Annotated in this window: 28 protein-coding genes, 1 pseudogene and 1 riboswitch; of the genes and pseudogenes, 21 read left to right on the top strand and 8 right to left on the bottom strand. The window is 42.5% G+C overall.

The annotated features are described in order from the left end of the window. The first annotated feature begins 7 nt into the window (after positions 1-7). The 6 genes from P7F88_RS11380 to P7F88_RS11355 all read left to right on the top strand — a co-directional run bounded on the left by P7F88_RS11380 (position 8) and on the right by P7F88_RS11355 (position 4,477). Positions 8-508 carry a phosphatase domain-containing putative toxin gene (locus P7F88_RS11380; protein ID WP_277824827.1) on the top strand — a complete coding sequence of 167 codons (501 nt, stop codon included), beginning with the start codon at positions 8-10 and terminating at the stop codon, positions 506-508. A 73-nt stretch (positions 509-581) separates the two neighbouring features. Continuing rightward, positions 582-1,802, top strand: coding sequence for an organoarsenical effux MFS transporter ArsJ (arsJ, locus tag P7F88_RS11375; protein WP_277824825.1), 1,221 nt, complete (start codon positions 582-584; stop codon positions 1,800-1,802). Between the two features lie 135 nt (positions 1,803-1,937). After that, positions 1,938-2,954, top strand: coding sequence for an acyltransferase (locus tag P7F88_RS11370; protein ID WP_277824823.1), 1,017 nt, complete (start codon positions 1,938-1,940; stop codon positions 2,952-2,954). A gap of 155 nt (positions 2,955-3,109) precedes the next feature. Next, positions 3,110-3,475 carry a DUF4145 domain-containing protein gene (locus P7F88_RS11365; RefSeq protein WP_277824821.1) on the top strand — a complete coding sequence of 122 codons (366 nt, stop codon included), beginning with the start codon at positions 3,110-3,112 and terminating at the stop codon, positions 3,473-3,475. Between the two features lie 171 nt (positions 3,476-3,646). Next, entirely contained in the window at positions 3,647-4,186 is a 540-nt protein-coding gene (locus P7F88_RS11360) for a lysoplasmalogenase family protein (RefSeq protein ID WP_277824819.1), read from the top strand. Positions 4,187-4,237: 51 nt separating this feature from the next. Further along, positions 4,238-4,477 carry a YecH family metal-binding protein gene (locus P7F88_RS11355; RefSeq protein WP_277824817.1) on the top strand — a complete coding sequence of 80 codons (240 nt, stop codon included), beginning with the start codon at positions 4,238-4,240 and terminating at the stop codon, positions 4,475-4,477. A gap of 51 nt (positions 4,478-4,528) precedes the next feature. Here P7F88_RS11355 and P7F88_RS11350 read toward each other — a convergent pair whose 3' ends face one another. The 3 genes from P7F88_RS11350 to rsmD form a co-directional block, all read right to left on the bottom strand. Next, the gene (locus P7F88_RS11350) at positions 4,529-5,125 is read right to left on the bottom strand and encodes a YhgN family NAAT transporter (protein WP_277825757.1); all 597 of its coding nucleotides are present in this window, start codon (positions 5,123-5,125) and stop codon (positions 4,529-4,531) included. Between the two features lie 116 nt (positions 5,126-5,241). Further along, positions 5,242-5,508, bottom strand: a complete 267-nt coding sequence (locus P7F88_RS11345; RefSeq protein ID WP_277824815.1) for a DUF1145 domain-containing protein — start codon at positions 5,506-5,508, stop codon at positions 5,242-5,244. Then, entirely contained in the window at positions 5,509-6,105 is a 597-nt protein-coding gene (gene rsmD, locus P7F88_RS11340; protein ID WP_277824813.1) for a 16S rRNA (guanine(966)-N(2))-methyltransferase RsmD, read from the bottom strand. 174 nt (positions 6,106-6,279) lie between these two features. On the opposite strand from rsmD, the pseudogene ftsY reads away from it, so the two are divergent. The 6 genes and pseudogenes from ftsY (at position 6,280) to glpG (ending at position 11,781) form a co-directional block, all read left to right on the top strand. Beyond that, a pseudogene (gene ftsY, locus P7F88_RS11335) lies at positions 6,280-7,555 on the top strand (signal recognition particle-docking protein FtsY). A 44-nt stretch (positions 7,556-7,599) separates the two neighbouring features. Continuing rightward, entirely contained in the window at positions 7,600-8,274 is a 675-nt protein-coding gene (ftsE, locus tag P7F88_RS11330) for a cell division ATP-binding protein FtsE (protein WP_277824811.1), read from the top strand. Further along, positions 8,264-9,211: a permease-like cell division protein FtsX gene (gene ftsX / locus P7F88_RS11325; protein WP_277824808.1), complete on the top strand. Its 948-nt coding sequence runs from the start codon at positions 8,264-8,266 to the stop codon at positions 9,209-9,211. Before ftsE ends, ftsX begins: the two co-directional genes overlap by 11 nt. Before the next feature lie 185 nt (positions 9,212-9,396). After that, complete coding sequence (gene rpoH, locus P7F88_RS11320) at positions 9,397-10,254, top strand: RNA polymerase sigma factor RpoH (RefSeq protein ID WP_277824806.1); 858 nt, start codon at positions 9,397-9,399, stop codon at positions 10,252-10,254. Between the two features lie 378 nt (positions 10,255-10,632). After that, a complete protein-coding gene (glpE, locus tag P7F88_RS11315) occupies positions 10,633-10,956 on the top strand; it encodes a thiosulfate sulfurtransferase GlpE (protein ID WP_277824804.1) in 324 nt (107 codons plus the stop codon). Further along, complete coding sequence (gene glpG / locus P7F88_RS11310; RefSeq protein ID WP_277824802.1) at positions 10,957-11,781, top strand: rhomboid family intramembrane serine protease GlpG; 825 nt, start codon at positions 10,957-10,959, stop codon at positions 11,779-11,781. Positions 11,782-11,835: 54 nt separating this feature from the next. On the opposite strand, the gene P7F88_RS11305 is transcribed toward glpG, so the two are convergent. Continuing rightward, positions 11,836-12,246 carry a flagellar basal body-associated FliL family protein gene (locus P7F88_RS11305; protein WP_277824800.1) on the bottom strand — a complete coding sequence of 137 codons (411 nt, stop codon included), beginning with the start codon at positions 12,244-12,246 and terminating at the stop codon, positions 11,836-11,838. Between the two features lie 144 nt (positions 12,247-12,390). Here P7F88_RS11305 and P7F88_RS11300 point away from each other — a divergent pair, with 144 nt between their 5' ends. Further along, positions 12,391-12,930 (top strand): chorismate lyase, encoded by a 540-nt coding sequence (locus P7F88_RS11300; RefSeq protein WP_277824798.1) that lies wholly within the window; start codon positions 12,391-12,393, stop codon positions 12,928-12,930. After that, the gene (gene ubiA, locus P7F88_RS11295) at positions 12,931-13,785 is read left to right on the top strand and encodes a 4-hydroxybenzoate octaprenyltransferase (protein WP_277824796.1); all 855 of its coding nucleotides are present in this window, start codon (positions 12,931-12,933) and stop codon (positions 13,783-13,785) included. It begins immediately after the preceding gene. 53 nt (positions 13,786-13,838) lie between these two features. On the opposite strand, the gene plsB is transcribed toward ubiA, so the two are convergent. Continuing rightward, complete coding sequence (gene plsB / locus P7F88_RS11290; protein ID WP_277824794.1) at positions 13,839-16,298, bottom strand: glycerol-3-phosphate 1-O-acyltransferase PlsB; 2,460 nt, start codon at positions 16,296-16,298, stop codon at positions 13,839-13,841. Positions 16,299-16,509: 211 nt separating this feature from the next. On the opposite strand from plsB, the gene P7F88_RS11285 reads away from it, so the two are divergent. The 3 genes from P7F88_RS11285 (at position 16,510) to P7F88_RS11275 (ending at position 18,552) form a co-directional block, all read left to right on the top strand. After that, positions 16,510-16,887, top strand: a complete 378-nt coding sequence (locus tag P7F88_RS11285; RefSeq protein ID WP_277824792.1) for a diacylglycerol kinase — start codon at positions 16,510-16,512, stop codon at positions 16,885-16,887. Between the two features lie 129 nt (positions 16,888-17,016). Then, positions 17,017-17,640, top strand: a complete 624-nt coding sequence (lexA, locus tag P7F88_RS11280) for a transcriptional repressor LexA (RefSeq protein WP_277824790.1) — start codon at positions 17,017-17,019, stop codon at positions 17,638-17,640. 78 nt (positions 17,641-17,718) lie between these two features. Next, positions 17,719-18,552: a class I SAM-dependent methyltransferase gene (locus P7F88_RS11275; protein ID WP_277824788.1), complete on the top strand. Its 834-nt coding sequence runs from the start codon at positions 17,719-17,721 to the stop codon at positions 18,550-18,552. A gap of 48 nt (positions 18,553-18,600) precedes the next feature. On the opposite strand, the gene sthA is transcribed toward P7F88_RS11275, so the two are convergent. Then, on the bottom strand, positions 18,601-20,001 hold the full coding sequence (gene sthA / locus P7F88_RS11270) for a Si-specific NAD(P)(+) transhydrogenase (protein ID WP_277824786.1): 1,401 nt from the start codon (positions 19,999-20,001) through the stop codon (positions 18,601-18,603). Between the two features lie 203 nt (positions 20,002-20,204). Here sthA and fabR point away from each other — a divergent pair, with 203 nt between their 5' ends. After that, a complete protein-coding gene (gene fabR / locus P7F88_RS11265) occupies positions 20,205-20,843 on the top strand; it encodes an HTH-type transcriptional repressor FabR (protein ID WP_277824784.1) in 639 nt (212 codons plus the stop codon). A 2-nt stretch (positions 20,844-20,845) separates the two neighbouring features. Continuing rightward, on the top strand, positions 20,846-21,220 hold the full coding sequence (locus P7F88_RS11260) for a YijD family membrane protein (protein WP_277824782.1): 375 nt from the start codon (positions 20,846-20,848) through the stop codon (positions 21,218-21,220). On the opposite strand, the gene trmA is transcribed toward P7F88_RS11260, so the two are convergent. Continuing rightward, on the bottom strand, positions 21,217-22,359 hold the full coding sequence (gene trmA / locus P7F88_RS11255) for a tRNA (uridine(54)-C5)-methyltransferase TrmA (RefSeq protein WP_277824780.1): 1,143 nt from the start codon (positions 22,357-22,359) through the stop codon (positions 21,217-21,219). The genes P7F88_RS11260 and trmA overlap by 4 nt on opposite strands. Positions 22,360-22,529: 170 nt before the next feature. Then, positions 22,530-22,745, top strand: a riboswitch (cobalamin riboswitch). A gap of 37 nt (positions 22,746-22,782) precedes the next feature. On the opposite strand from trmA, the gene P7F88_RS11250 reads away from it, so the two are divergent. Further along, positions 22,783-24,600, top strand: a complete 1,818-nt coding sequence (locus P7F88_RS11250) for a TonB-dependent receptor domain-containing protein (RefSeq protein WP_277824778.1) — start codon at positions 22,783-22,785, stop codon at positions 24,598-24,600. 104 nt (positions 24,601-24,704) lie between these two features. Beyond that, complete coding sequence (gene murI / locus P7F88_RS11245; protein ID WP_277824776.1) at positions 24,705-25,511, top strand: glutamate racemase; 807 nt, start codon at positions 24,705-24,707, stop codon at positions 25,509-25,511. Here the strand turns inward: murI and P7F88_RS11240 are convergent. Continuing rightward, a complete protein-coding gene (locus P7F88_RS11240) occupies positions 25,480-25,938 on the bottom strand; it encodes an RNA recognition motif domain-containing protein (RefSeq protein WP_277824774.1) in 459 nt (152 codons plus the stop codon). The two genes, murI and P7F88_RS11240, sit on opposite strands and share 32 nt — an antisense overlap. Positions 25,939-26,299: the final 361 nt, after the last annotated feature.

Genomic DNA, 26,299 nt, shown 5'->3' with positions numbered 1-26,299 from the left:
AAAGAACATGACTCATCCAACGTGGGAATTAAATATTCTTGATGATAAAGCGGCTCTGATTCTGACTCCTTGTCCGGGCACTAAAGAAGCAAGCCTGGAAGACTCTTTAAAGCAGTTGAAAGAGCAGGGTACGGTAGCGATTGTTACCGCTCTTGATAAAGAAGAGATGGAAAAAGTAGGTGTAGCAGCTCTGCCTGAAATGACTGAGCAAATGGGCATGACCTGGTTTAATCAACCTATCGAAGATGATCAGGCACCCGGTGCAGAGTTTGATGCGCGCTGGGAAGTGATTAGTCCTAAAGTTCAGGAAATGCTGGAGCAGGGTGGCAAGGTTGTACTTCACTGCCTTGGTGGTTCAGGTCGAACAGGCCTGCTTGCTGCGCACATTTTATTAGAGCAGGGCTGGGATCTTGAGTCTATCAAGCGTGAAGTCAAAGCACTTCGCCCAGGGGCTTTTACTAAGCAGCCTCAGATAGACTACATCGAAAAAGTAGCAGCTAAATTCTAGTTCTATGAGCTTTTGGATCATGGTGATCCAAAAGCTCTAATAGCTGAACATCTAAACTCAAAGCGGTAAAAATATGCTTTCCAATCTAAGTAAAAGTGTTCGCCAATATATGCTGGTGACGTTTAACTACTGGAACTTCACTATCACGGATGGCGCATTGAGAATGCTGGTGGTGCTCTACTTCCATGACCTTGGATACGGCACGCTGGCAATTGCATCTCTTTTCCTTTTCTATGAATTTTTTGGTGTGGTAACTAACCTGATTGGCGGTTGGTTGGGCGCTCGTCTTGGTTTAAACAGAACCATGAACATTGGTCTGGCGATGCAGATCTTTGCGTTAGTTATGCTGGCCGTGCCGGGAGCATGGTTAACGATTCCGTGGGTAATGGCGGCGCAGGCTGTTTCGGGTATTGCGAAAGACCTGAATAAGATGAGCGCTAAGAGTGCAATTAAGACGCTTGTGCCGGATGAACAGCAAGGCGCATTGTATAAGTGGGTGGCAATTCTTACCGGCTCTAAAAATGCGCTGAAAGGTGCTGGCTTCTTTATAGGTGGTCTGCTTCTGTCGCTGGTTGGGTTTAAGTATGCCGTGCTTATTATGGCGGGTGTACTGGCGATAGTTCTTACCGGAAGCTTGCTGTGGCTGGAAAGTAATATGGGTAAGGCCAAAGCCAAGCCTAAGTTTAAGCATATTTTTTCTAAGTCTCAGAGCATCAATATCCTTTCAGCAGCGCGGATGTTCCTGTTTGGAGCCCGTGATGTCTGGTTTGTTGTTGCCTTGCCTGTCTACCTTGGTTCTGTGTTTGGCTGGGACCACACGTGGGTTGGTGGATTTCTAGCATTGTGGGTAATTGCTTACGGTTTTGTTCAGGGCATTGCTCCGAAAATTACTGGCAAAGCGGAAGGCAAGGTTCCTGATGGTTCAGCTGCCACTTACTGGGCTGCAATTCTTGCAGGAGTTACTGGACTGATTGCTTACGGAGTTCAGATTGGATGGCAACCAGATCTGGTTATCATTGTTGGTTTGCTGATATTTGGTGCCGTGTTTGCCGTTAACTCTTCGTTGCACTCCTACCTGATAGTTAGTTACGCAAAGGGTGATGGCGTATCTCTGGATGTTGGTTTCTACTATATGGCTAACGCGATGGGACGCTTGATTGGTACCATTTTGTCTGGCTGGGTATTCCAGATAGCTGGTCTTGCAGCTTGCTTGTGGGTATCTTTTGCATTCCTTGCAATTACGGTATTTATCTCCATCTACTTGCCTAAAGTTAACCAACCAAAACTCGCTTAATTGCATATCCCTACTAAATAGATAAAGCTGGTATCTGCCAGTTTTATTTGCCTTATCTATCAATAGACTAAAAACACTTCCTTGTCCGAATTTCGTGTTATAGTTTTTGAACATTCGACTTCTATAGCCAGTAAAATGAGAAAGCACGTTTTCTTCTTTGATGTCCTTCGTTGTGTTGCCGCAGTTGCTGTTATAGCCATACATGTATTTGGACCGTATCGACACGAATTTGGCAATATGCCTTTATTCCAGTGGTCAGCAGCAATCACGTTGAATAGTTTTAGCCGTTGGGCTGTACCCGTGTTCATTCTTATCACTGGAGCGTTAATGCTTAGCGATCAGCGCCCTTTCGATGCAGGCTACTATATTAAGAAACGCCTTGGTAAAGTACTCCTGCCTTTTGTTGTCTGGTCCTTATTCTATTGCTATTTGTCTGGTTGGAGTGATGCTGGTTACAGTACCGAAGTATCATTAGAAGTACTTAAACAGAGCCCGAACGAGGCGACCTATTACCATTTAGGGTTCTTCTATTACTTCATCCCTCTCTATTTTGTGATCCCTTTTCTTCAGGTGTTAGTAAAAAAGGTTGATAACGCTGCTTTATACGCATTGCTACTGGTATGGCTAATTACAACAACTCTTTTCTTGTTTAGAGTTGATGGCATATGGAGTCACAATATATGGCTTTATAGTGGGTACTTACTTTTAGGCTACATACTTTATCAAAAGCTAACTCTTAATACGGTGAATATGGGTTTTATAGTGGTTGCTGGTGTGGTTGGATTAGGCAGTACTGCTCTCATGGTCATCCAGGGAAGCATAGAAGCTGGCGAGTACACCTTTGGAAGGTGGCTCTCCTATAAAACTCTGAATACTGTAGCGGCAGCATCCATGATTTTTATGCTGGGTCGTTACTATGGAGAAGGGCTCTCAGATAAAGTAAGGCAGGTGGTAGGTTTTATTAGTAAGCACAGCCTGGGTATCTATATCCTTCATCCGATTTTTCTTTGGCCAATGATAAACTTCCGATGGTATGAGGGAACAAACCCTCTATGGTTTATTCCCTTGTGGGTTGTTTTAAGCGGTAGTGCTGCGTTGCTAACAAGCTGGTTATTCTCATTGTCACCGAAAAGTCGCTGGTTGCTACCATAGATGATAATGCAGCCGTTCCAGTAATCATTATTTTGTTTTGACTTGATGATTAACTTTCTAATATATATAGAGTTAGTAAGAGAAATTCAGCTTTTTGCCTATACTTAAAAAAGAGAGTGGGGTTGAAGTATTTCTGGCTTAGGATGGTAAGAGATATGTCTGACATAGAAAGGGTTGTCGTAAGAACCCGCCGATTGGAAAAACTGTTAAGGGTGCAATACCATGCGGATGGTAAAGGGCTGCATCAGTTAATCACGAGTAGTGAGGAAAGGCTGCCTCACGATGTCATTAGCAAACTGCGTTATGTTGCGACGATCAGAAACAAAATCGTGCATGAAGAAAACTATGAACTAGAAGATAGTAAGGCGTTTTTTTCTGTGTGTGATGATTGCGAGCAAGAGCTAACACCAAGAGCGAGCCGTTTTATCTGGCGTGTTGCTATTGCAGTAATGATACTGTTTACGCTTGTAGCAATGGGCTTTTACTATGTTCATTGGGATAAACTTGCGCCACACCTTTAATTTGAAAAGCTCGCTTTAACTAACACTAAAGAGGAGTTCACATAAGAATTCCTCCCTCAGATCGAATATTTCGGATCGTATACTGGACTATTCCTGTTCAACTCATAAACTATCCCGATTGTTTATGGGGATACCTCATGTGGTACTGACTTGCTGCGGAATTTTCAGGTCTTGTTTAAGCTTATCACCTTATCTGTTTTACTGGTTACTCTCGGCTTGTTTAGCGAAATGCAACCTCAAGCATTGTGGATTGCTGCTGGGTTGGCATTGTCAATTTCCGGTAGCTTGCTAGTTACATTACAAAAAATCGGAAATCGCCCCTCGTTCGCCTTTACTTTGCTGACATTCGTTTGTTACAGCAAATCCTTCTGGTTGCAGTTGAATGGTGACCTTTCCTGGTGGCTTCCTGCATTGTTGTTTGCTTCTGCCGTAATTGTTTTTTTCTTAATGCTTCCACGGCTTGATTCAGTAGTATTCCCTGTTTTAATGATGGGATTGGTTTTGGTGCAATTATGCTGGGCTGCGACGCAGCTTTACATCAGTGAGCCGAGTGTATCGAGCAATTTAGCATGTGCTGCAGCCTACTTATTTGCAATGTCGGCATTGATAGATGTAAGCATGAATAATCAGAATGGAAATGGTTTAAGAGGCCTTATTGTTTCGGGAGGCAATATTGCAGCACATGGCCTATTGGTCTTTTCCGTATTATAAATAGAGATTAACTAAAGCCAGGATAATTGGCGGTTTAAGTAGGAGTTGTTTATGTCACAAAATCCCCACGGTCATGATGTTCTAGATTTGCTATCAGAAACACCAATGACAAAAGAAGAGTTAAAAGCAAAGCTGGAAGAAAAACTGGGCTCTGAGCTAGTTTTTAGGACCTGTAAGTTTGATGCAATTGCGTTTGATGAGCTGTTTGAGTTCTTTGTCCAGCGCGGAAAGATTGTTGAATCAGATGGTGTGTATAGTACGGTTAAAGCAAAAATCTGTACTCATAGTTAAAAAAATAGCCAGCGAATTCGCTGGCTATCTTCTTCTAAACCGGTGAGTGGTTTACTGAGCCATATGCTCAAAGTAACCGAAAATTCCGTTAAGGAACATCTGCACAGAAATCATTAGTAGCAACATACCCATCAGGCGTTCTATTGCTGCCAGACCTTTTGGCCCCACAAGCTTTTCAAATAGCTCACCAAACATCAGGATAATTGCCGATGCCAGCCAGGCAATCACGATAGCGCCAGTCCATTCGATCATTCGGTCTGGCTCCTGGTGAGCAATCAGGATAAGTGTCGCCAGGATGGATGGGCCTGCCAGCATAGGAATGGCGAGAGGCACAATAAGTGGTTCTTCACCAGCAGCCAAACCCAGTGACGAGTCTTGAGATGGGAAGATCATCTTCAGAGAGATAAGGAAAAGTATGATTGCGCCGGAAATAGAAATCGCTTCTTTTTTCAGAGCAAGAAAGTTAAGAATACCTTCCCCAAGATAGAGGAAAAGAATCATCACAAACAGAGCAATTAATAGCTCACGAGCTAAAACTACTCTGCGTCTTTTCTTTTCTACATGGCGTAAAACCGAAGAAAAAATGGGTAGGTTACCCATCGGATCCATAATCAGAAATAACATTACAGATACGGAAATCAGATCCATCACTTAACTCTCATCTACCGGAAATCGAATGGGCGCAACTATATCACCGAATAGTTCTAGTAGCTTGTGTTTAGCGGAAATATATTTTCATTATTCAGGTGGCTTATGTATTCCGATTAACGCATGTGTTTTTGGCGGATTTCCAGTAGCGAAAAAATCCCAAAAATCAGGATCGACCATTTCTCCCAGCCCGAGATTTTCACCTTATCACCAAAGGCTCCGATAAAGATCATCATCTGAACGGCATGCATCATAAACAGGAACGCAGTCATTATATATAGAGCAATAGCTGCCTTACCCGGGAATGGCATAAATAAGTTCATAATTAAGATAAACCAAACGAAGGCGATAGATGCTTTCGCCAGAAAAATAAGTACTTTCATTTATGCGTTCCTTTCAAATAGTCGATAGCTGACTTGTCCTGCGGTTTTTTCTCTGTGCAGATGCCAGTTTTCTGGGATACATTCCAGTTGCAGTTCTGTTTCGGTTTCAACGTAAATCATAGCATTTTCTGTTAGCCAGCCATTGCTTTCTAACAGTTGTATGACTTCGTCCAATAAGCCTTTACGGAATGGCGGATCAATAAAGACAACATCATATGGAGAACCCGAATTCTTGAGAAAGGCTAAGGCATCCGTATTTATGGCCTCGATGTTTTCTGCTTTTAACAGTGAAACATTAGACGCAAGCTGCTTATGAGCATCAGGGTTTAGCTCAAGCATGGTCACTTTTTCTGCTTGTCTTGAAGCGGATTCGAAGCCAAGGCCACCGGAACCAGAAAACAAATCAAGACATTTGGAGTGTGGGATATCTTGCGCTAGCCAGTTAAAAAGCGTCTCTTTTACTCGATCAGTAGTGGGTCTAAGACCTTCAGCATCTTTCACTGGAAGCTTTCTTCCTCGCCATAGCCCTGCAATGATGCGCACATGGCCTGTTGAAGTCTTGTTTTGTGAGGTGTTTTGTCGACGACGTCTTACCATAGATTTTTTGACCGCAAATAAAGTGTTACTATAACAAATTCGCTCGCATTGGCTTGACTGAGCGAAGTTGAACAATTAAATAATTGGCAAAGTGTACCAATCAAACAACAAAACTTTCACTACTTTGTTGATTAATCATTATCTAGAACAGATTAAGATTCAGGAATCCTCCAGATGACGGAAAAGAAAAAGCGCGGATTACTATCAGTGGCTCGGATTTGGTGATGAAGAGCAGGCGCCAAAGGAAACAGTAGAGCAGGAAGAGCTTAGTGAAGATACTGAGCAGCTTGCAGAACAAGAAGTTGAAGACTCGGAAACTGAATCAGCAGGGGTTGTCGCGGAAGAAAGTTCTGAAAAGGATCTCGATCCTGAAGAAGAACCAGTAGAAGATGAAGAGCAGCAGCAAGGTGTTCAGGAAGACGAAGTTTCAGAGCTTGAAACTGAAATAACGGAAGAACCTGAGACAGAAGAGCCAGAGCAGGAAGAAACGGTTACTCAGCCGAAAGTTGTCGAGCAGGAAAAGCCAACAGAAAGCTTTTTTGCCCGTTTAAAGCGCAGCCTTGCAAGAACAAAGATGAATATAGGCGCGGGCTTTTTTGGCCTGTTCAAAGGCAAGAAGATCGATGATGAGCTGTTTGAAGAGTTGGAAGAACAACTGCTGATCGCTGATGTGGGCATGGATACCACAGTAAAAATTATCGATAACCTGACAGAAAAAGCATCTCGCCATGAGCTAAAAGATGGCGAAGCTCTGTATGGTTTATTAAAAGATGAAATGGCAGAGATTCTTTCTCATGTAGAACAGCCATTAGAGGTCGACACAACTAAAACACCATATGTAATCCTAATGGTGGGTGTAAACGGTGTAGGTAAAACAACCACTATTGGTAAGTTGGCGAAGCAGTTCCAGAATGAAGGCAAAAAAGTCATGCTGGCAGCTGGTGATACCTTCCGCGCAGCTGCAGTTGAACAGTTGCAGGTGTGGGGCGAAAGAAATGACGTTCCAGTTATCGCTCAACATACCGGTGCTGATAGTGCTTCGGTGATTTACGATGCGATTGAGGCAGCTAAAGCTCGTGGTGTCGATGTTGTTATCGCTGATACTGCAGGTCGCTTGCAGAACAAGAGTAACCTGATGGAAGAGTTGCGTAAGATCGTTCGCGTTATGAAGAAAATTGATAACTCTGCACCACACGAGATCATGCTAACTCTTGATGCAGGTACTGGTCAGAATGCAATTAGTCAGGCGAAACTGTTTAGCGATGTGGCTCCTATAACGGGTATTACCCTAACTAAGCTGGACGGTACAGCGAAAGGTGGCGTTATCTTTGCGATTGCTGACCAGTTCCAGATTCCAATACGTTATATCGGCGTTGGTGAAGGTATTGATGACCTTCGTAAATTTAATACTACAGACTTTATTGAAGCGCTATTTAGCCGAGAAGACTGAGACCAATAAGTGGTCCTGATATAACCGAGTCAGAGGACGAACGGGTGATAAAATTTCAGCAGGTTAGTAAAGCTTATCGTGGTGGCCGGCAGGCTCTGCAGAAAGTTGATTTCCATTTGCGTAAAGGTGAAATGGCATTTCTGAGTGGCCACTCAGGTGCTGGTAAAAGTACCTTACTAAAGCTCATTTGCGCGATGGAACGCCCTTCTGACGGTACAATCAGCTTTAATGGCCATGATATTACTAACATCCCTGCCAAGGATATTCCGTATCTACGCAGACACTTAGGAATCGTGTTTCAGGATCATAGGTTGCTCACCGATCGTTCGGTATTCGACAATGTTGCTTTGCCGATGCGAATTGAGTCTGCATCCGAGAACGATATTAAGCGCCGTGTTTCAGCTGCTTTAGACAAAACGGGTTTACTGGATAAGGCAAAGTGTCTTCCAAGTCAGCTATCTGGTGGTGAGCAACAGCGTGTAGGTATCGCGAGAGCGGTCGTTAACAGGCCAACCTTACTTATCGCCGACGAGCCAACAGGTAACCTGGACTCAGAGCTATCTACCCGGGTTCTTAATTTATTTGAAGAGTTTAACCGGGTAGGGGTATCGGTTCTTCTAGCTACTCACGACATTGGCTTGATTCAAAGTCGCCCTCTGTATCGTCGTCTGGACTTAAATCAAGGCTTTTTAAGTGAGGTTGAAGGTTATGGCCAATAACGTGAGAAAGAAAAAAGCGGTAACCAGTCGAGACAGCTTTCTGAAAATTCACTTCAATCAGGCAAAAAAGGCATTTCTTGCTCTTTGGGAGCGTCCGTTAGGCAACTTGCTGACCCTCGCAGTTATTTCAATGGCTCTATCTCTTCCTGCGAGTATTTATCTTGTCGGTAAAAACATTGCCCAGGTGGCAGACGATGTAGCAACTCCTTCTCAAATCAGTGTGTTTCTTCATGAAGACACTGCTGAAGCAAGAATTATGGTGCTGAAAGATGAAGTGGAAAACTGGGAAGGCGTGAAGACAGTCGAGTACATATCGTCGCAGCAAGGGTTAAGCGATCTTAGCTCTCACTCTGGTTTTGAGCAGGCTTTGTCTCTGTTAAGTGATTATGCTTTGCCAGCGGTATTGGTTGTTGAGCCTGCTGTTGAAACAAACGAAGAGATAAGAGCGATAGCGCAGCGCATCCAGGAAGATGAAGCAGTGAGTGACGTAAGGCTTGATGAAGACTGGTTATCTCGTATGGATGCAATTCATAAGCTTTCTGTCACAGTGGTACTGACCCTTTCTGTTCTAATGTGTGCTGCTGTATTTTTGATTGTTGGAAATACTATTCGATTCACCATTCTTGCGCATAAAGAAGAGATACAGGTCATGAAGCTGATAGGCGCAACCGATAGCTTTATTCTTCGCCCTTATCTTTATTACGGTATGTGGTTTGGTTTTATCGGAGCGGTAACTGCCTGGGTACTTACTGCGGTTATTACTATTTTGCTTAATGGCGCTGTGGAAGAGTTAGCGTCGCTGTACGATAGTCGATTCAGGCTTATTGGTTTGAATATAGATGAATCAGTACTATTGTTGATGCTAGGTCTGTTTCTTGGTTTTATTGCTGCGAAGCTTTCAGCAAGAAGCCATTTAAAAGAAATTGAACCTGTTTAAGTTAGTTTTGTCATATAAAAGGCGAAAAGACGTCATACATGTCTGGTAGAAGTTAAGAATATACTTGTATAGCGTTTATATCTGTGGATAATGAATCCCCCTTCTTGAAAATTGATTAAGCTCAATTTTGATAAGAAGCGCTGTAATAATAGCTTTCTCAGTTAGAGAAACGAGTGAGGAATTGAATGGCAAACCAAGCGTATCCAATGGCTTTAGTTACACAAGATAGCTTAGATAGCTATATTAGCTCTGTGAACAGCTACCCAATGCTGACACCAGATGAAGAGCGTGAACTGGCTGAGAGATTACATTACAAAGGTGAAATTGATGCTGCGAAAGGGTTGATCCTTTCTCATCTTCGATTCGTTGTTCATGTTGCACGTGGTTACTCTGGCTATGGTCTTCCAATGGCAGACCTGGTGCAGGAAGGTAATATCGGCCTGATGAAGGCGGTAAAACGCTTCAACCCTGAAGTGGGTGTTCGTCTGGTTTCTTTTGCAGTTCACTGGATTAAAGCTGAAATCCACGAGTACGTTTTGAGAAACTGGCGTATCGTTAAGATCGCTACGACAAAAGCTCAGCGTAAGCTTTTCTTCAACCTGCGTAAGTCTAAAAAGCGTTTAGGCTGGTTTAATAATGGTGAGGTTGAAACCGTTGCTCGCGAACTGGGGGTAGAGCCTTCAGAAGTGAGAGAAATGGAATCACGTCTTGCAGCGCAAGACGCAGCATTTGAACTGCCAACAGATGACGATGACTCAGGTGCAAGCATGTCTGCTCCGGTGTTATATCTGGAAGACAAAAACTCAGACATCGCAGAATCCATTGAAGCTGATAACTGGGAAGCACATACCAATACCCGCCTATCTCACGCATTGGCTACATTGGACGAAAGAAGTCAGCACATTGTACGCTCTCGCTGGTTAGATGATCAAAAATCAACGCTACAGGAACTGGCTCAGACATATGGTGTTTCTGCTGAACGTATTCGTCAGCTGGAAAAAAATGCGATGAAGAAGCTGAAAGCGGCGGTTGGTGAATTTTAAGCATTCATAAACTTAATAAATTTTTGAAAACCGGGATCGAAAGATCCCGGTTTTTTTGTTTTTGTCGATCTATTAATTGATCGTAGACTGTGAATAACTCTGTGAGAAAAATGAAAGCTTACTGTAAGAAAGCGGGGTGCAATATGGGCTATTCAGGTTTTTTCCGTTGGGGATAAAAGTAGACATACACACAGAATAAGAAAGATCATCACTATATATTGTGGATCTTTTCTGACAAAAACACTTTATCAACGTAATCCACAGGTTTATGCACAGATGGCTATTTTTTACACTTAAGTGGATAACCCTATGTTTCATATGTCCATATCCTTGCTGGGATAAGTTACAATGGTCACAAAGACAATAAGGAAGTGACTAATGAGCAGTTTCAAGAATATAGATGTGCTATCGGCTTATAAGCTTCAGCAGGAAAAGCAGGCTGTACTTGTTGATATACGAGATCCGGGATCTTACACCATTGCTAGTCCACAAGGGTCATATCATCTGACCAACGATACTATGGTTGAGTTTATGAATCATGTAGAGTTCGAAACTCCGGTGCTGGTTATTTGCTATCACGGCGTAAGTAGTCAGGGAGCTGCTCAATATCTGATTAATCAGGGATTTGAAGAAGTATACAGTGTTGATGGTGGCTTCGAGGCATGGAAGAGAGAAGGCTTGCCAGTAGAGAAGAGTGAGTAAATGATTCGGTTAATTGTGTTGGATAATCCAAGATTGGCTCAAGCCTTCATAGATTATATGGCATCTCGCAATATCCAGGTGGATATGATGCCAGAAGGGGGAGGTAGCTTCGCTCTATGGCTAAGAAAGGCGGAAGATCAGTTAGAAACTGAAGCAGAACTTAAGCACTTCTTAGCTAACCCAAATGACAGAAAGTATCATGCCGCATCATGGGATATGGCCGAAACTCGCAAGAGTAAGTTTAAATACCATACTCCGAGTATGTTAGAAATGGTTAAAGCAAAGGCTGGTCCGTTTACTTTGTTGATAATGTTTACTGGCATTGTTGTCTTTGCTCTACAACAGATTGGGCTTGGCAGGCAAGTATTCAGCTATATGCATTTCCCGGCAGTCGCGGAACAGCATTGGCAACTCTGGCGCTGGTTTTCTCATGCACTACTTCATTTTTCAGTGATGCATATCGTTTTTAATATGCTTTGGTGGTGGCAGCTTGGTGGTGATATCGAACAGAGATTGGGTAGCGGAAAATTATTGCAGATTTTTGCGTTCTCAGCATTGCTATCGGGAGCGGGGCAGTTTTGGGTCGAAGGCGCTAACTTTGGCGGGCTATCCGGTGTTGTGTACGCCTTGCTAGGTTATATCTGGGTGTTAGGAACGCGCGTGCCGGAAAAAGGATTGATACTGCCTAAATCTATAGTGGGCTTTATGCTTGTTTGGTTAGTTTTGGGTTATGTTCAACCCTATATGGCGATAGCCAACACAGCGCACCTGGTAGGTTTGCTGAGTGGTGTTGCATTTGGATTTAAAGATAGCCGTTCAAAATAATGAAGTCTTATGAGTGGCGACCAGATTTGTCGCCACTTGAAGCAGAATTTATTCTTACTGTGCCAGGTACTCAGAAAAAAGCACTTTAGCAATAATGGTACGCCCTGTTTCTGCCAGCAATAGACCATTTAGCAAATCGAGTAACTCGGTTTCCAGTGCTGCCTTTCCTGCCAACGATTTTACTTTTTCTTCCTGCTGCTTACCGATGTGTTCAATAATCGCGTCTCTGATTAGAGGTTCGTGCAATTCTAGGTCGGCAATATAACTACTATCTGCGACCATTAAGTCGACACTTACTCGTAAGTAGACAATTGTTTTTCCTTGAGTGTACACATTCGTTGTAATGTGTGGAGACAAGGCGTAGTACTGAAGAACCGGAGTGGCCTTTTCTTCCTCCGCTGCTGCCGGGAACGAAAAAGAACTGACTAAGGTTAGTAAAAGTAATGAAAAAAATGATCTGGTCATATTTATGAATTCTTTATTTTTATTCCGATAACTGAAGCGGTTTTGTCTGTTAAAATGGCTCAAGTACGCTTGTATTGTGATGTTCATTTCACCTAAACTTCACTCACTAGTTTATAACAATAATGCTAACTATAAAAAACAAATATGCCCGAGCAGATCTCGTTGTACATTAACGCTCTAAAAAATGTTGAATGGAAAGATATTGATTCTTTTGAACTATCTTCAGAAATTATCCTCGACTGGTTACAGGAGGAGGGGTCGCTGTCTCGTCGGTTAGCGCAAAAGTGTCACGACTTAACAGTAAACCTACTCTGCAATCGGGTGATTTCCTCTGAGCAACTAAACCTTCAGGAGATATCATTACTTAGTGAAGAAGAGTGTATTCTGCGTGAAGTAATCTTGAACGGTGATGATGAAGAGTGGGTTATCGGACGAACTCTTATGCCACTATCATCACTTGAAGACCAGCAGTACGATTTGAGTAAGCTTGGAGAGATCCCTCTGGGATTGACAGTTTTTCGTGCTGAAGAAGTTTCTCGCGACAAATTACAGGCTGGTTGGGCAGAAACTTCGTATGGTAAGTTGTTGGCGAGACGCTCGCGTTTATGGATGAATGGTAAACCTCTTTTAGTTGCAGAACTGTTTTTGCCAAACTCTCCAGTGTACGCGAAGGAGAATGTATAAATGAGTTTAGTAAAAGCCAGAGCCTATTGGCAGTTGATGCGAATGGATAAGCCAATAGGATCGCTATTGCTTCTCTGGCCGACTATGTGGTCATTAATACTTGCCGCTGGTGGTATGCCAAATTGGGAGGTGTTATTTGTTTTTGTTGCTGGCGTAGTACTTATGCGCTCTGCTGGGTGTGTTATTAATGACTTTGCTGACCGAAATATTGATGGCAAGGTTAAGCGTACTAAAAACAGACCAATACCCTCAGGGATGGTGACAGCAACAGAAGCGATAGTGCTTTTTCTATTGTTGGCTGCCGTATCCTTTATTCTCGTTTTAACCATGAACTCCCTGACGGTAAAACTCTCTTTTGTGGGTATAGTGTTAGCATTTATCTATCCATTTATGAAGCGCTACACTCATCTTCCACAACTGTTTTTAGCATTGGCTTTTAGCTGGGCAATACCGATGGCTTGGGCTGCTCAAGCCAACGAAATTTCCCCTTATGTCTGGCTACTGTTTTTGATAAATGCGCTATGGACTATCGCCTACGATACAGAATACGCAATGGTTGATCGTGATGACGACCTAAGAATCGGCGTAAAATCGACCGCGATATTATTTGGCCGTTTTGATAAAGCCATCATTGGTGGGCTACAGTTGCTTACCGTTGTATTGCTAATAGTACTGGGCTACCTATTGCAACTAAATCATTGGTTCTACTGGAGTGTACTAGGTGCAGGCGCTCTTTTTGTTTTTCAACAGAACCTTATCAGGGAAAGAGAGCGGGAGAAGTGTTTTCAGGCGTTTTTAAACAACAATCATGTTGGTTTACTTATTACGCTAGGAATGTTTCTCAGCACTCTATAATCGCGCTAAAACAGGCAATAAAAAAGGTTCTGAATTTCAGAACCTTTTTTCGTTTATGCTTTGTCTTGTAGTTGTTCTTCTTCTGGAATTTCCTCTGTAGGAATTAAACTTTCCTGAATCGTTAACTTCACTTCAGTGGTCAGCAGTTCCGATAGCATATCGGCAAGAGTCTGTGTTTTCTCTATATCGCACTTACCATCAATGTCGATATATTCCTCTTCTTTTAATGTGCTGAACAAAGAGGAGAAAACACCTTTATCAAAGAACTCTGGTGCGTTGATGCCGTGCAGTCGTCCAAGACGTTGTGCCACTTCCTGGCTTCTCTGTTCAAGTTCGGCTCTGTCTACCGCTGGATCGAATACCAACTGATTAATTGCGATAGCATAGCGTTGCAGCGTTTCGGCGATACTTCTTGATAACAGCATCAACGATTGAATCTTGATTTGATTTATAGATAGTGTGTCGCCTTTCAGGGTGATTAGCTCTTGCCTTGCTAACTCATTTATCAAAGCGTTCACTACAGCTTCAAGTTCGTCCGCTTCATATTTCAGGAATAGCTCTTTCTTGAGGAAAGGATATAGCTGAGCAACGGATTTTTGTACCTGATCTCTGGTCACACTCATATGGCGCACAACCATAAGGGCGATATGAGACGGGATAGCAAACAAGTGCACAATGTTATTACGGTAATAAGTCATCAACATTGCCTGGTTTCGATCCAAAGAGATGATCTCACCAATGGTGTCGCGCTCAGTAATAAACTTGTTCAGAGATAGAGCATGTTCAACAAGTTCACTTGCAGATTTGTTTGGTACGGTACTGGTTTCAGAGTAAGGAACGTTACGCAGTAGTTGCAGATATGAATCTATCTGTGCAATCAGAGTCTCTTTCGCTAGAGCACGCTGACGTGATGCAAGCAGTGCGGTAGCACTTAAAGTCAGAGCGTTAGTTGCAGCTGCATCGTTAATGTGGGTCATCATCTTATTGGCAAGTTGGTTGACAACAGGTGTCATCCACTGTGGCCTTGGTGCCTCAAGAGGATTAATATCTTTTGTCCAATCAGGAACATGAGTGTTCAGGAAGTTGTTCAATGGGATAGGCTCACCAAAGTTCACATAACCCTGTCCAAAGTTTCTTAGCTTACGGATAGTCTTAATTACCTGGCCAGCGTTTTCCTTCTCTTTACGCTTGCCACGCAGCTCTTTCGCGTAAGTTGATACTTCCATTACGTGTTCGTAACCGATGTAAACAGGAACCAGAGTAACAGGACGATTCAGGCCTCGTAACATCGCTTGAATAGTCATCGCCAACATGCCAGTTTTAGCTGGAAGAAGTCGGCCAGTACGTGAGCGACCCCCTTCACTGAAGTATTCAACGGAATAACCTTTTGCAAACAGTTCTGCTAAGTATTCACGGAATACAGTGGAGTATAGTTTGTTGCCTTTGAAGCTTCTTCGAATGAAGAACGCACCACCTCTTCGGAATATAGGCCCAGCAGGGAAGAAATTCAGGTTGATACCCGCTGCAATATGAGGAGGAACCATCCCTTCATGATAAAGCACATAAGATAGTAGTAAGTAGTCCATATGGCTTCGGTGGCAAGGTACGTAAACAATCTCGTGACCTTCTTGTGCCAGGCGTCTTACTGTCGATGCATTGTTTATATTTAGCCCCTGGTATAGCTTATTCCACAGCCAACCTAAGAAGCGATCACCCTTCTTAACCAGAGAGTATGAGAAATCTGCTGCTATTTCATCAAGGATAGAGTGAGCTTCTTTTCTAGCCTTCTCTATGCTGATTCCTTTGCTTTTAGACTCATCTTCAATGACTTTCTGGATTACCTGAGAGTTTAGCAATCTTTCAAATAGCTGTTCGCGATTAGGAAGGTTTGGTCCGGATGCTGCAAGTTTCTGACGAGAGAAGTGAATTCGAGCAACTCTCGCAAGCTTTTGAGCGATGGTTTTGTCTGTACCATGAGAATCTGCCATATAACGCAGGGATACAACGGCACTGAAACGGATCATGCAATCTCTACCTGAGAATAGCATCGCCATTGCTTTTTGAGGGCCATTCATTGCCTGAAGATAAGGTGTTTCTTTTTCTTCTTTACCCGGCTTACGTCCCCAGAGAACCGAAGTCGGAATAACCTGAACGTCTAGCTCTTTGTCTAGTTCATGCATCTCAAGCAACTCAGAAAATAGTTCTACTGAAGCGCTTGGGATGTGCTTATCATCCTGAAGTAGCGTTGGTCTTGAGCTGATATAAACATAACGGCCAAGTGTTTTACCGTTTATCTCCAGTGGAGATAATGGATCCGGCAGTCCAAGAGCTAATGCCTGTTTCCTCATGCTATGTAGGTCTACATTTGAGCGGAATGGCATTGCATAAATCAGTGGCTTGTCTAAATCAATGCCCAGATCTTCTATAGGGTTTGATGGTATGGCTTTGCTTCTGACCAATGCGGAGATAGGGAGCTTTACGATTGAACGTGGGATAATTCGTCCGGAAGACATCTTTAGCTGACCTCAAAAAAATTGAAAAAAACTGAGCGTATGATTGATCAAAACTCTAGTGCTAGGTTGACCAGAAATACCGCTCAACTTATTAAAGTGCTAATGCGGTGCAAGGATATCAGAAACTGGTCAAACCTTTTATTAATTCAAGGCAATTTCACAACAATAAGCATAAAAAATGATATTTCACATATATCGACAGGATGAATAGATGAAGAACCCAGAGAAGAAAGGATTCAAACGGTTAATAAATGCCAGCATATACTCTAGTCAAGGGTTAGCGGCTGCGTTTAAAAATGAAGCCGCATTCAGGCAAGAAGTGCTGGCCGCAATAGTCATGCTACCGTTAGCATTCTGGTTGGATATAGATTCGACACATCGGATGTTAATGGTGAGCTCTGTTTTGTTGGTAATGATTGTTGAACTTCTAAATACTGCCGTTGAATCTGTAGTGGACAGAATTGGACCAGAATTTCATGAGTTGGCTGGCAGAGCTAAAGATACAGGTTCTGCGGCAGTGCTGATCGCAATGTTACTCGCTGGATATGTTTGGTGTGAAGCTCTCTATTCGGCTTATTTGATTGGTTAAAGATACAACTTTGGTTGTTGTTCCACATGAAACACCTGTGACTCAGTGGGAAGTTTTTAAATAGATGCTTTGCAAGCTACTATTTACTGTATATACTCACAGTTAACTGTATAAAAAGACAGGTGACTTATGAAGCCGTTAACCGCGCGCCAACAGCAGGTTTTTGACCTGATTAAAGAAAAAATTGATGATACCGGAATGCCACCAACAAGAGCGGAAATTGCTCGAGAACTTGGCTTTCGTTCTGCTAATGCAGCGGAAGAACACTTAAAGGCTCTTGCGAAGAAGCAGGCTATCGAGATTATCCCGGGAGCCTCTCGTGGTATTCGAATTCTGCTTCAGGATCAAGCCAGCAATGACGATGAGGGTTTGCCTTTAATTGGTCAGGTAGCGGCTGGTGAGCCTATTCTTGCTCAGGAGCATGTAGAAGCGCATTACCAGGTTGATCCTAGTATGTTCCGACCACAAGCTGATTTTCTGCTCCGTGTAAACGGTGAGAGTATGAAGGATATCGGCATCATGGACGGCGATTTATTGGCGGTTCATAAGACACAAGATGTACGCGATGGTCAGGTTGTCGTTGCGCGTGTTGATGATGATGTGACAGTAAAACGATTGGAGCGCAAAGGCGCTACCGTTCTTCTGCATGCTGAAAATGAAGAGTTCAACACCATTGAAGTTGATCTGACGTCTCAGCATATGGCGATTGAAGGCATTGCGGTTGGTATCATTCGTAACAGCGATTGGATGTAATTTGACTTAAGTCATGATAATAATTTGCGAATGTAATTGATATTCATTATCATCTTTCTTGTTGAGAGGAAGATGATAATGAACTATAGCAAGTTAAGCTTTTCGTCGAGCAAACCGATAAAACAGCCTGAATACGATATACCTGCTAGTCTGCTCGAGCCGATGTGGTTGAGAAGCAGGGAAAGCCTAGTGGAAGATGGTCTCGTTTTCGATCCTATTGCTGCTAAAGCGTACAAGCAATGTTACCTTTCTCCTGAATGCCTTTCTGGCGATATTGACCAAAAACAACTTCTTCATGCCACGTTAACTAAGCTGTGTGATCTTAGAGTACAAGCTTTTCTAAAAAAGAGCCCAAACGGTTGGATTATTAATGTCGGTGCCAGATTAGATACTCGTTTCTATCGATTGGACAATGGGCTTTGTCAGTGGGTTGAACTCGATACGAATGAAAACCTGTTATGGCGTGAAAAACTCTTTCATCACAATGAACGCTATCAACTTAAATGTGGTTCCGTGAGTTCTGTTGATTGGCTTGATGATATATCCATTCCTGAAAATGCTCCTGTTCTGATTGTTTGCGAGCAAGCCTTGCTAGATTCCAAGGAACAACAAGTAGCTCACTTTATTCAATCTCTCGGGCGTCATTTTTCTCAAGCTCAAGCATGTATTGTTGTGGCTGGCGATCAAACGGCGTCAAAGCTAGGGAAAAAGCTGGGGTGCGCTGAATATAAGCACGGTTTATCTGCGCCACAACAAAACTTAGTGGGCTGGCTTCCATGGTTAAAGTGGATTAAGCAATATTCTCCATTGGATTATGAGTGTGGCCGCTGGAAATTGTGGCATAAATTAATCAGAAAACTTTCTCCAATAAAAAGTAGGCTAACACCTACAGTTATTGAGTTTAGCTGGTAAGCGTGCCGAGCATTTGAGTAGGCATGCTCAGCACGATGTTAAGTCAGACTAAAATAGCCGATTCAGGCCATTTAACGCAGCTACGCGATATCCTTCTGCCATGGTTGGATAATTGAATGTTGTGTTTACAAAATACTCAATGGTATTGGCTTCACCTTTCTGTTCCATGATAGCCTGCCCGATATGAATAATTTCAGCTGCACGCTCTCCAAAACAATGTATTCCCAGTATTTCTTTTGTTTCCCGATGAAATAGTATTTTCAGGCTACCGATATCTTTTCCTGCAATCTGAGCACGTGCCAGGTGTTTAAACGAGGCGCGACCAACTTCATAGGGGACTCGTGCTGCTGTCAGCTCTTGTTCAGTTTTGCCCACCGAGCTGATCTCAGGAATGGTATAGATACCAGTAGGGATATCTTCTATCAGGTGAGTATTCATATTGCCTTGAGCTATATGCTGAGCCAGAAAGCGTCCTTGATCGTACGCAGCACTTGCCAAACTTGGGTAGCCGATGACATCACCGACAGCGTAAATATTTTCAATCTCAGTCTGGTAATGCTCATCTACTTTAAGCTGCCCTCGCGAGTCCGGAGCTAATCCAACTGCTTCAAGATTTAACTTATCCGTATTACCGGTTCTGCCATTAGCATATAAGATGCAATCTGCGCGCATTTTTTTGCCAGATTGAAGGTGAACGATGACACCATCTTTAGTCCCTTCGATCTTTTCATAAGTTTCGTCATTTCGAATAATCACGCCACTATTCCAAAAATGGTAGGAGAGGGCGTCTGAAATTTCGTTATCCAGGAAGGAAAGCAATCTGTCGCGTGTGTTGATCAGATCAGTTTTAACACCTAATCCGCGAAAGACGGAGGCATATTCACACCCGATAACTCCGGCACCATAAATAATAATGTGCCTCGGGTCGTGCTGTAGTGAAAGGATAGAGTCGCTATCGTAGATGCGTTCATGGTTAAAGTCGACGTCTGCTGGTTGATAAGGGCGTGAGCCTGTGGCGATAACAAACTTATCAGCAGTATAGATATCTACTATGCCGTCGGGCTTAGACACAGCAACAGTATTACTATCAACAAATTTCGCTTCACCAAAGATTAGTGAGCATTCATTACGATCATAAAATCCCTGTCGTAAACGAGTCTGTTTATCGATTACTGTTTTTGCATGATTAAGGATATTTGAGAATGTAGAGTGAAGGCTGGTGTTGTTATGGCAAAACAGGGGGTTGTTATTGAACTCTATGATACGACTGACGGCATGCCTTAGCGCTTTTGATGGTATGGTTCCCCAATGGGTACACCCCCCACCAACACTGGCTTCCTTTTCAATTATTGCAACATTTAATCCCGCTTTGGTTAAGCCCATAGCGGCACCTTCGCCACCGGGACCACTGCCAATTACGATAGCATCATAGTGATTGGGCTTCGCCATTACTTCCATCCTTAGTTTTTTATTAACATTTGTTTATCGAGATTTTAACCTCTTAATTTGTCAGGTAAATGATCTTCATATAAGAGAGTGGTAATGATCACGGACTTATGAGAACTCACTTGAGTTGTGAAGACGCGATTTTCTACTTGCACAAAATCGCGCTATAGTAATGACCTAGTGTAAAATTGCTTGTGATAAAAAATTTGAAAGAAAATAAACTAGGAATACGAGCACAGCAGAAGGAGAAAACTCGCCGCGCTCTGATCGATGCCGCTTTTAGTCAGTTAAGTGCCGATCGTAGTTTCTCAAACCTGAGTTTGAGAGAAGTTGCGCGAGAAGCTGGAATTGCACCGACGTCGTTTTATCGTCACTTTAAGGATATGGATGAGTTAGGTTTGACTATGGTTGATGAAGGAGGGTTATTACTTCGTCAGTTAATGCGTCAGGCTCGCCAAAGGATTGTTAAAGAAGGCAGTGTGATAAGGACGTCGGTAGAAACCTTTATGGAGTTTATCGAAAGCAGTCCGAACGTTTTTCGTTTATTGTTACGAGAACGTTCAGGGACTTCCGCTGAGTTTCGCGCAGCCGTTGTGCGTGAAATGCAGCACTTCTCGGCCGAGCTTACTGAATACCTGATTAGTACAGGGATGACGAGAGAAGAAGCCATTGTTCAGGCAGAAGCATCAGTAATATTAGTATTTAGTTCTGGTGCAGAAGCCTTAGATTTGAGTAAGCATGAAAGAGAAGAGTTAACCGAGCGCTTGGTGATGCAACTACGAATGACAGCTAAAGGCGCTTACTGGTATAGAAAAGAACGTGAACGGCAAAAAAACAGGATATAACTATGTCGAATGAGTCTACCCAAACCTCTGCTAGATCAGAGAGAAAAACGCTAATCCTGGCAGCAATCGCTGGCATGTGTAGTAACGCGTTATTGTCTTCAATTACACTTTCAGAAGTGTCATTCTCTGTTTTTCCACTAATCGCTTTAGTATTGTCACTACAGATGCTTTACGATGGTTACCTTAAAAGTCCGGTGGCAGAAGATATCCCACTGATTGGATTAGCGTGTTTCTTTGTTGGTGCATTTGGCCACTCTGCATTTGTAAAAGCGCAATTCCCAGAGGTTGGTTCTAACTTCTTCTCGATTATTGTCACCATGTTGCTTCTAGCATGGGTTGGCAAGAAGTTAGGGTATGTCAAAAAAGAACATGCTTAAAATAAGAAACGAGCCTCGCGGCTCGTTTTTTTAACTTCTTTTTCTAGCAGAACACCAGCTTCCATATGGTGGGTATATGGGAATTGATCGAATAAAGCGAATCGCTTGATATCATGTGTTTCTTTCAAAATATCCAGATTGTCTTTCAGCGTTTCTGGGTTACACGAAATATAAAGAATACGTTCGTAGCCTTGAACCATTTTGCAGGTATCAACGTCCATACCTGCACGAGGAGGGTCTACAAAAATGGTATTACAGTTATAACTTTTTAGATCGATGTTCTGTTGTTTTAAACGACGGAACTCTCTTTTACCTTCCATCGCTTCTGTAAACTCTTCTGCGGACATGCGAATGATCTGAACATTTTCTATCTTATTCGCTGCGATATTATACTGAGCTGAATCTACCGATGGTTTGGCAAGTTCGGTTGCTAACACACGATCGAAGTTTTGAGCTAAAGCCAGCGAGAAATTACCGTTACCACAATATAGTTCTAACAAGTCACCGTTACTTTCACTTGTACAGTCGACTGCCCACTCCAGCATCTTCTGAGCAACTTCACCATTAGGCTGTGTAAAGCTATTTTCTACCTGCTGATAGATATAACTATCACCGTTAACACATAGTTTTTCAACGACGTAATCGCGATCAAGAACTATCTTCATCTTACGGGCACGACCGATGATGTTTACATTAAAGCCTTCAGCTTCGAGTGTCTGCTTCAGTTTTTTTGCTTCAGTGGTCCATAGTTCGTCGAGTTGTCGATGGTAAAGAAGAGAAACTAGAACTTCATCACTAAGAGTGGAAAGGAAATCGACCTGAAATAATTTCTTACGAAGCGAGTCATTACCTTTAGCTAGTTCAATTATGCGTGGCATTAGGTCATTGATTAACTTACTAGCTGCAGGGAACTGGTCAACCCTGTACTTTTCTCGTGTCTCCTGGTTGAACATGATGTAGTAAAGCTCTTCGCCTTCATGCCAAACACGAAACTCTGCACGCATGCGATAGTTCTTGATTGGGGACTCGTATACCTCTAACTCTGGAACACCATAACTTGAAAATAGCTCATTCATACGGAGCTTTTTTTCGTCCAGTTGTTCTTGATAACGCTGAGGGGTCATTTCAGGAATTGCCATTTTATTGCCTTTCACATTCGCACAGAGAGCGCAGATTTTATTCAATAGTAGGAGCTTGTCCAGTTTTGTGTGGGGAAAAATGACGTTTAAGTCTATATCTGCATGTATTATGACAATAAATTATTACGATTGGGTAATTATCTATCTAGACGTCTAGTCTACTAATAGATAGTATTTCCGAGATTGCTGGTTGAGGTGCTTATTATATGGCACCTGTATAACAGGGAATCCGGTGAGAGTCCGGAACTGACGCGCAGCGGTAATAGAGAACGAACATCTTGGGTTAAAAGCCACACACTGTTTTTCGAAATGGGAAGTGAGATGCTAGGTAATACGAAAGTGTTGAGCTCTTAAGTCCGAATATCTGACAGCAAAGTAAGTATCAAAATACTTGGAAAATTCTACGCGATTTAGGGAATAACAATGCGAAAATCATCTTTAGCGATAGCAGTGGCATCGCTTCTTTCTTATAGCTCTTTTTCACACGCTCAAGAAAGCTCTTCAGATATTGAAACTATGGTGGTTACGGCCAATAGAGTAGAGCAATCGTTGAGTGATGTTATTGCTTCTACAGATATTGTGACCAAAGCAGATATTGAAGCTACTCAGGCAGTTTCATTTGCAGATGTATTAAAACGATTACCGGGTGTTCAGGTCGTAACAAATGGTTATGGTAAGACAACAGATGTGTATATCCGAGGTACTGCGTCAAAGCATGCGCTTGTCTTAATTAACGGTGTCCGTATCGGTAGTGCAACTTTGGGATCAGCTAGTTTTAGTCAGATACCGTTAACCGGTATAGAAAGAGTAGAGCTTATCAGAGGGCCACGTGCTGCAATTTATGGTTCAGATGCTATTGGCGGGGTCATAAATATTGTGACCAACTATCAAGGTGAAGACATAAAAGAGGTATCAGCTGGGATTGGTAGTGACAATTATTACTCTGGTAAGATTTCAGCAGCTGGAAAGCTGGGTGACTCGAGTTGGGGAAAAGCGGTATTGAACTACCAGGAGAATCAGGGCTTCTCTGCCAGAAAAGAACCATATGAGGCTGATGATGATGGCTTTGAGGCAAGGAATATTGTTGCTGAAGTTGGTACTCAATTAAATGACCAATGGGCGGTCAGCTTACAAGGTTACTACCACGATGGTGAAAGTGAATATGATGACCAGTATGGCGGTAGTAACGCAATAGCTGATACAAGTTCTTACAACGTAGCAGCTAAAACAAAATATAGTAGAGACGCCTTCGCTAGTGAGCTTACTATTGCACGAAATAAAGATAGCTCGACAGATTCAACCGACGAGTCTCCTGGTAGCGAAATTAAAACCAATCGTACAGTAGTAACATGGCAAAATATCCAACATCTTACGGATGAACTTGTGCTAGCTGGTGGTATTGATTGGTATCGAGAAGAAGTAAGCAATGAAGGTGGTAGCTATGATCAAGATAGCCGAGATAACACAGCATTGTTTATTACTTCTGTATATCAGGCTGATAAGTTTGGAGCTGAAGCAAGTGTTCGCAGTGACGACAATGATAGCTATGGAAGAGAAAATACCTGGCAATTAGGGTTATCTTATCGCTTTGCCGATAGCATAGCGGCCTCTTTGTCTGGTGGTACAGCATATAAAGCTCCATCTTTTAATGATCTCTATTACCCTAACTCGGGAAACCCGGATTTGACGCCGGAAGAAGCAAAGAATATTGAAGCGTCTCTTTATGGTGATCTAGAGTTGTTTAGCTGGAGCGTTTTGGGTTATCAAAATAACATCGACAACCTTATTGATTGGGCACCAGTTGATGATGCAGGGTTTATCTGGAAGCCAAGCAATATCAATAAAGCTGAAATTAAAGGTATTGAGTCACAAATCAACTTTAATACCGGAGATCTATACCACACGGTAAGCTATGACTATACCGATGCAAAAGATCAGAAAACGGGCAAGTATCTTACTCGTAGAGCTAAACATAACGCTAAGTGGAATCTATCGTACGAGCTACAGAAGTGGCAGTTTGATGTGTCTACGCGTTATCGTGGAACCAGTTATGAAGATGAAAGTAACACTGAAAAGCTAGATGCGTTTACCGTAGTTGACTTTTCTACAACTTATTACTTTTCTGATGATCTAAAAGTTGGAGCTAGAATCGTTAACCTGTTTGATAAAGAGTATGAGACGAAATCTTCTTACAACAGTGAAGAGAGATCATACTACGCTAATCTGAGCTATCAGTTCTAAATCAGGCATATCATTTTACAACCGCCTTCGGGCGGTTTTCTTTTTCTTGCTAATGGCTGCTCCAGGAGTATGATTGCGGCCAAGTATTCTTAGTTATCTCAGTTATGTCCTTAGCAACACAAAAGCCTTTTCGAGTTCTTGTTTTCGATTCTGGTGTGGGTGGTCTGTCCGTTTATAAAGAGATACGTAAGCTGCTTCCTGATATTGAATACATATACCTATTCGATAACGAAGCCTATCCCTATGGTGAATTGGAGAAGGAGACTTTAATCCATCGAGTGAAGATGCTGGTAGAAGAGGTTGTAAAGCGAGAGCTGATAGACATAGTCGTCATAGCCTGCAATACGGCAAGTACCATTGTTTTACCGAAACTCCGTGAAGTACTAGATGTCCCAGTTGTAGGTGTTGTTCCTGCAATTAAGCCAGCGAGTCTAATTGCTCATAAGGCAGTTGGCCTTATCGCGACTCCCGCTACAGTAAAGAGAGAATACACATATCAGTTAATCGAGAGCTTCGCTTCATCAAAAGAAGTTAAGCTATTGGGCTCCACCAGATTAGTCAATATGGCTGAAGAAAAGCTTTGTGGTATCCAGATAGACCTTGAGGAGCTGGAGGAGATACTTTCTCCTCTTAAACATAAAGTAGACGTCGCTGTACTTGGTTGTACTCATTTCCCATTACTAAAAGAAGAGATAGATAAAGTCTTTGGTGGGGAAGTAATACTGATAGACTCAGGAGAAGCGATTGCAAGAAGGGTTAAATCTTTATTGCCTGGAACAGTAAATGGCTACAAAAAGGGAAGGTATAAAATTTATAGTAGTGCAGCTTTAGGAGATAAAACTGCACTAGATAGTGCGGTCGGGAAGTTAAACTTTTCCCCTATTGAGACGCTTCCGATTCAGGATGTTTAGGATCATTCGCAATACGCACCTTTAATGTACGCTGCATATAGTCATTGTCATTTAAAGCGTTGATAGCGGTTTCTGTATCAGCGCTAGCCATAACAACAAAGCCAAACCCCCTCCTTTTACCGGTGCGTTTATCTTTCATTAATCTAACAGCGAAAACTTCGCCATGCTCCGCGAATAGCTGTCGGACATTAGACTCATTAGCTTTATAAGGTAGATTTCCAACATAGAGTGTTTTAGTAGAAGGTTTGCCGTTGTCTAGTTCATTCGAAGAAGATCCTGAAAGAGCAAAAATGAACGAAGCCGCAGCTACACCAATAACAAAAGAAATAGAAGGTAAAAAAGGTTGCTCTGGTGAAATCATATAGAAGATAGCCGCACCAAGAACAGCTAAAGCAACCAGCAGAATAGTAGATTTTTTAGAGTTCATAGAAGAATACAACTTTTATAGTCAAATTAAGGATTAACGTTATTAACATAACGGACACATGAATCTTACTTTTATCCACATATGAATGCCAACGTATTGGTGTGACCTCCTTCAAATGTTGATATTTTATCCAATAAACAACGTATTGTTTGTTTTTTCGGCTCTTGATAAAAAAGTTTAAAAAAGATCTTGCACTAAAAAGATCCTCCCTATAATGCCGCATCACCGACACGGAGTGAGGCGCAAGTCACACTTTGGTGAAGGGGAAAAGAGAAAAGAATTTTTAAAAAACTTCTTGACTCAAACAAAAGGAAGCGTAGAATACGCATCCCTAACTGAGCCGGAAACGGCAAAGTAAATT

This window comes from Vibrio hannami (assembly GCF_029589055.1).
GTDB lineage: Bacteria > Pseudomonadota > Gammaproteobacteria > Enterobacterales > Vibrionaceae > Vibrio > Vibrio hannami.
Note: the sequence above shows the minus strand (reverse complement) of the source record. Positions and strands in the feature narration are given on the sequence as shown.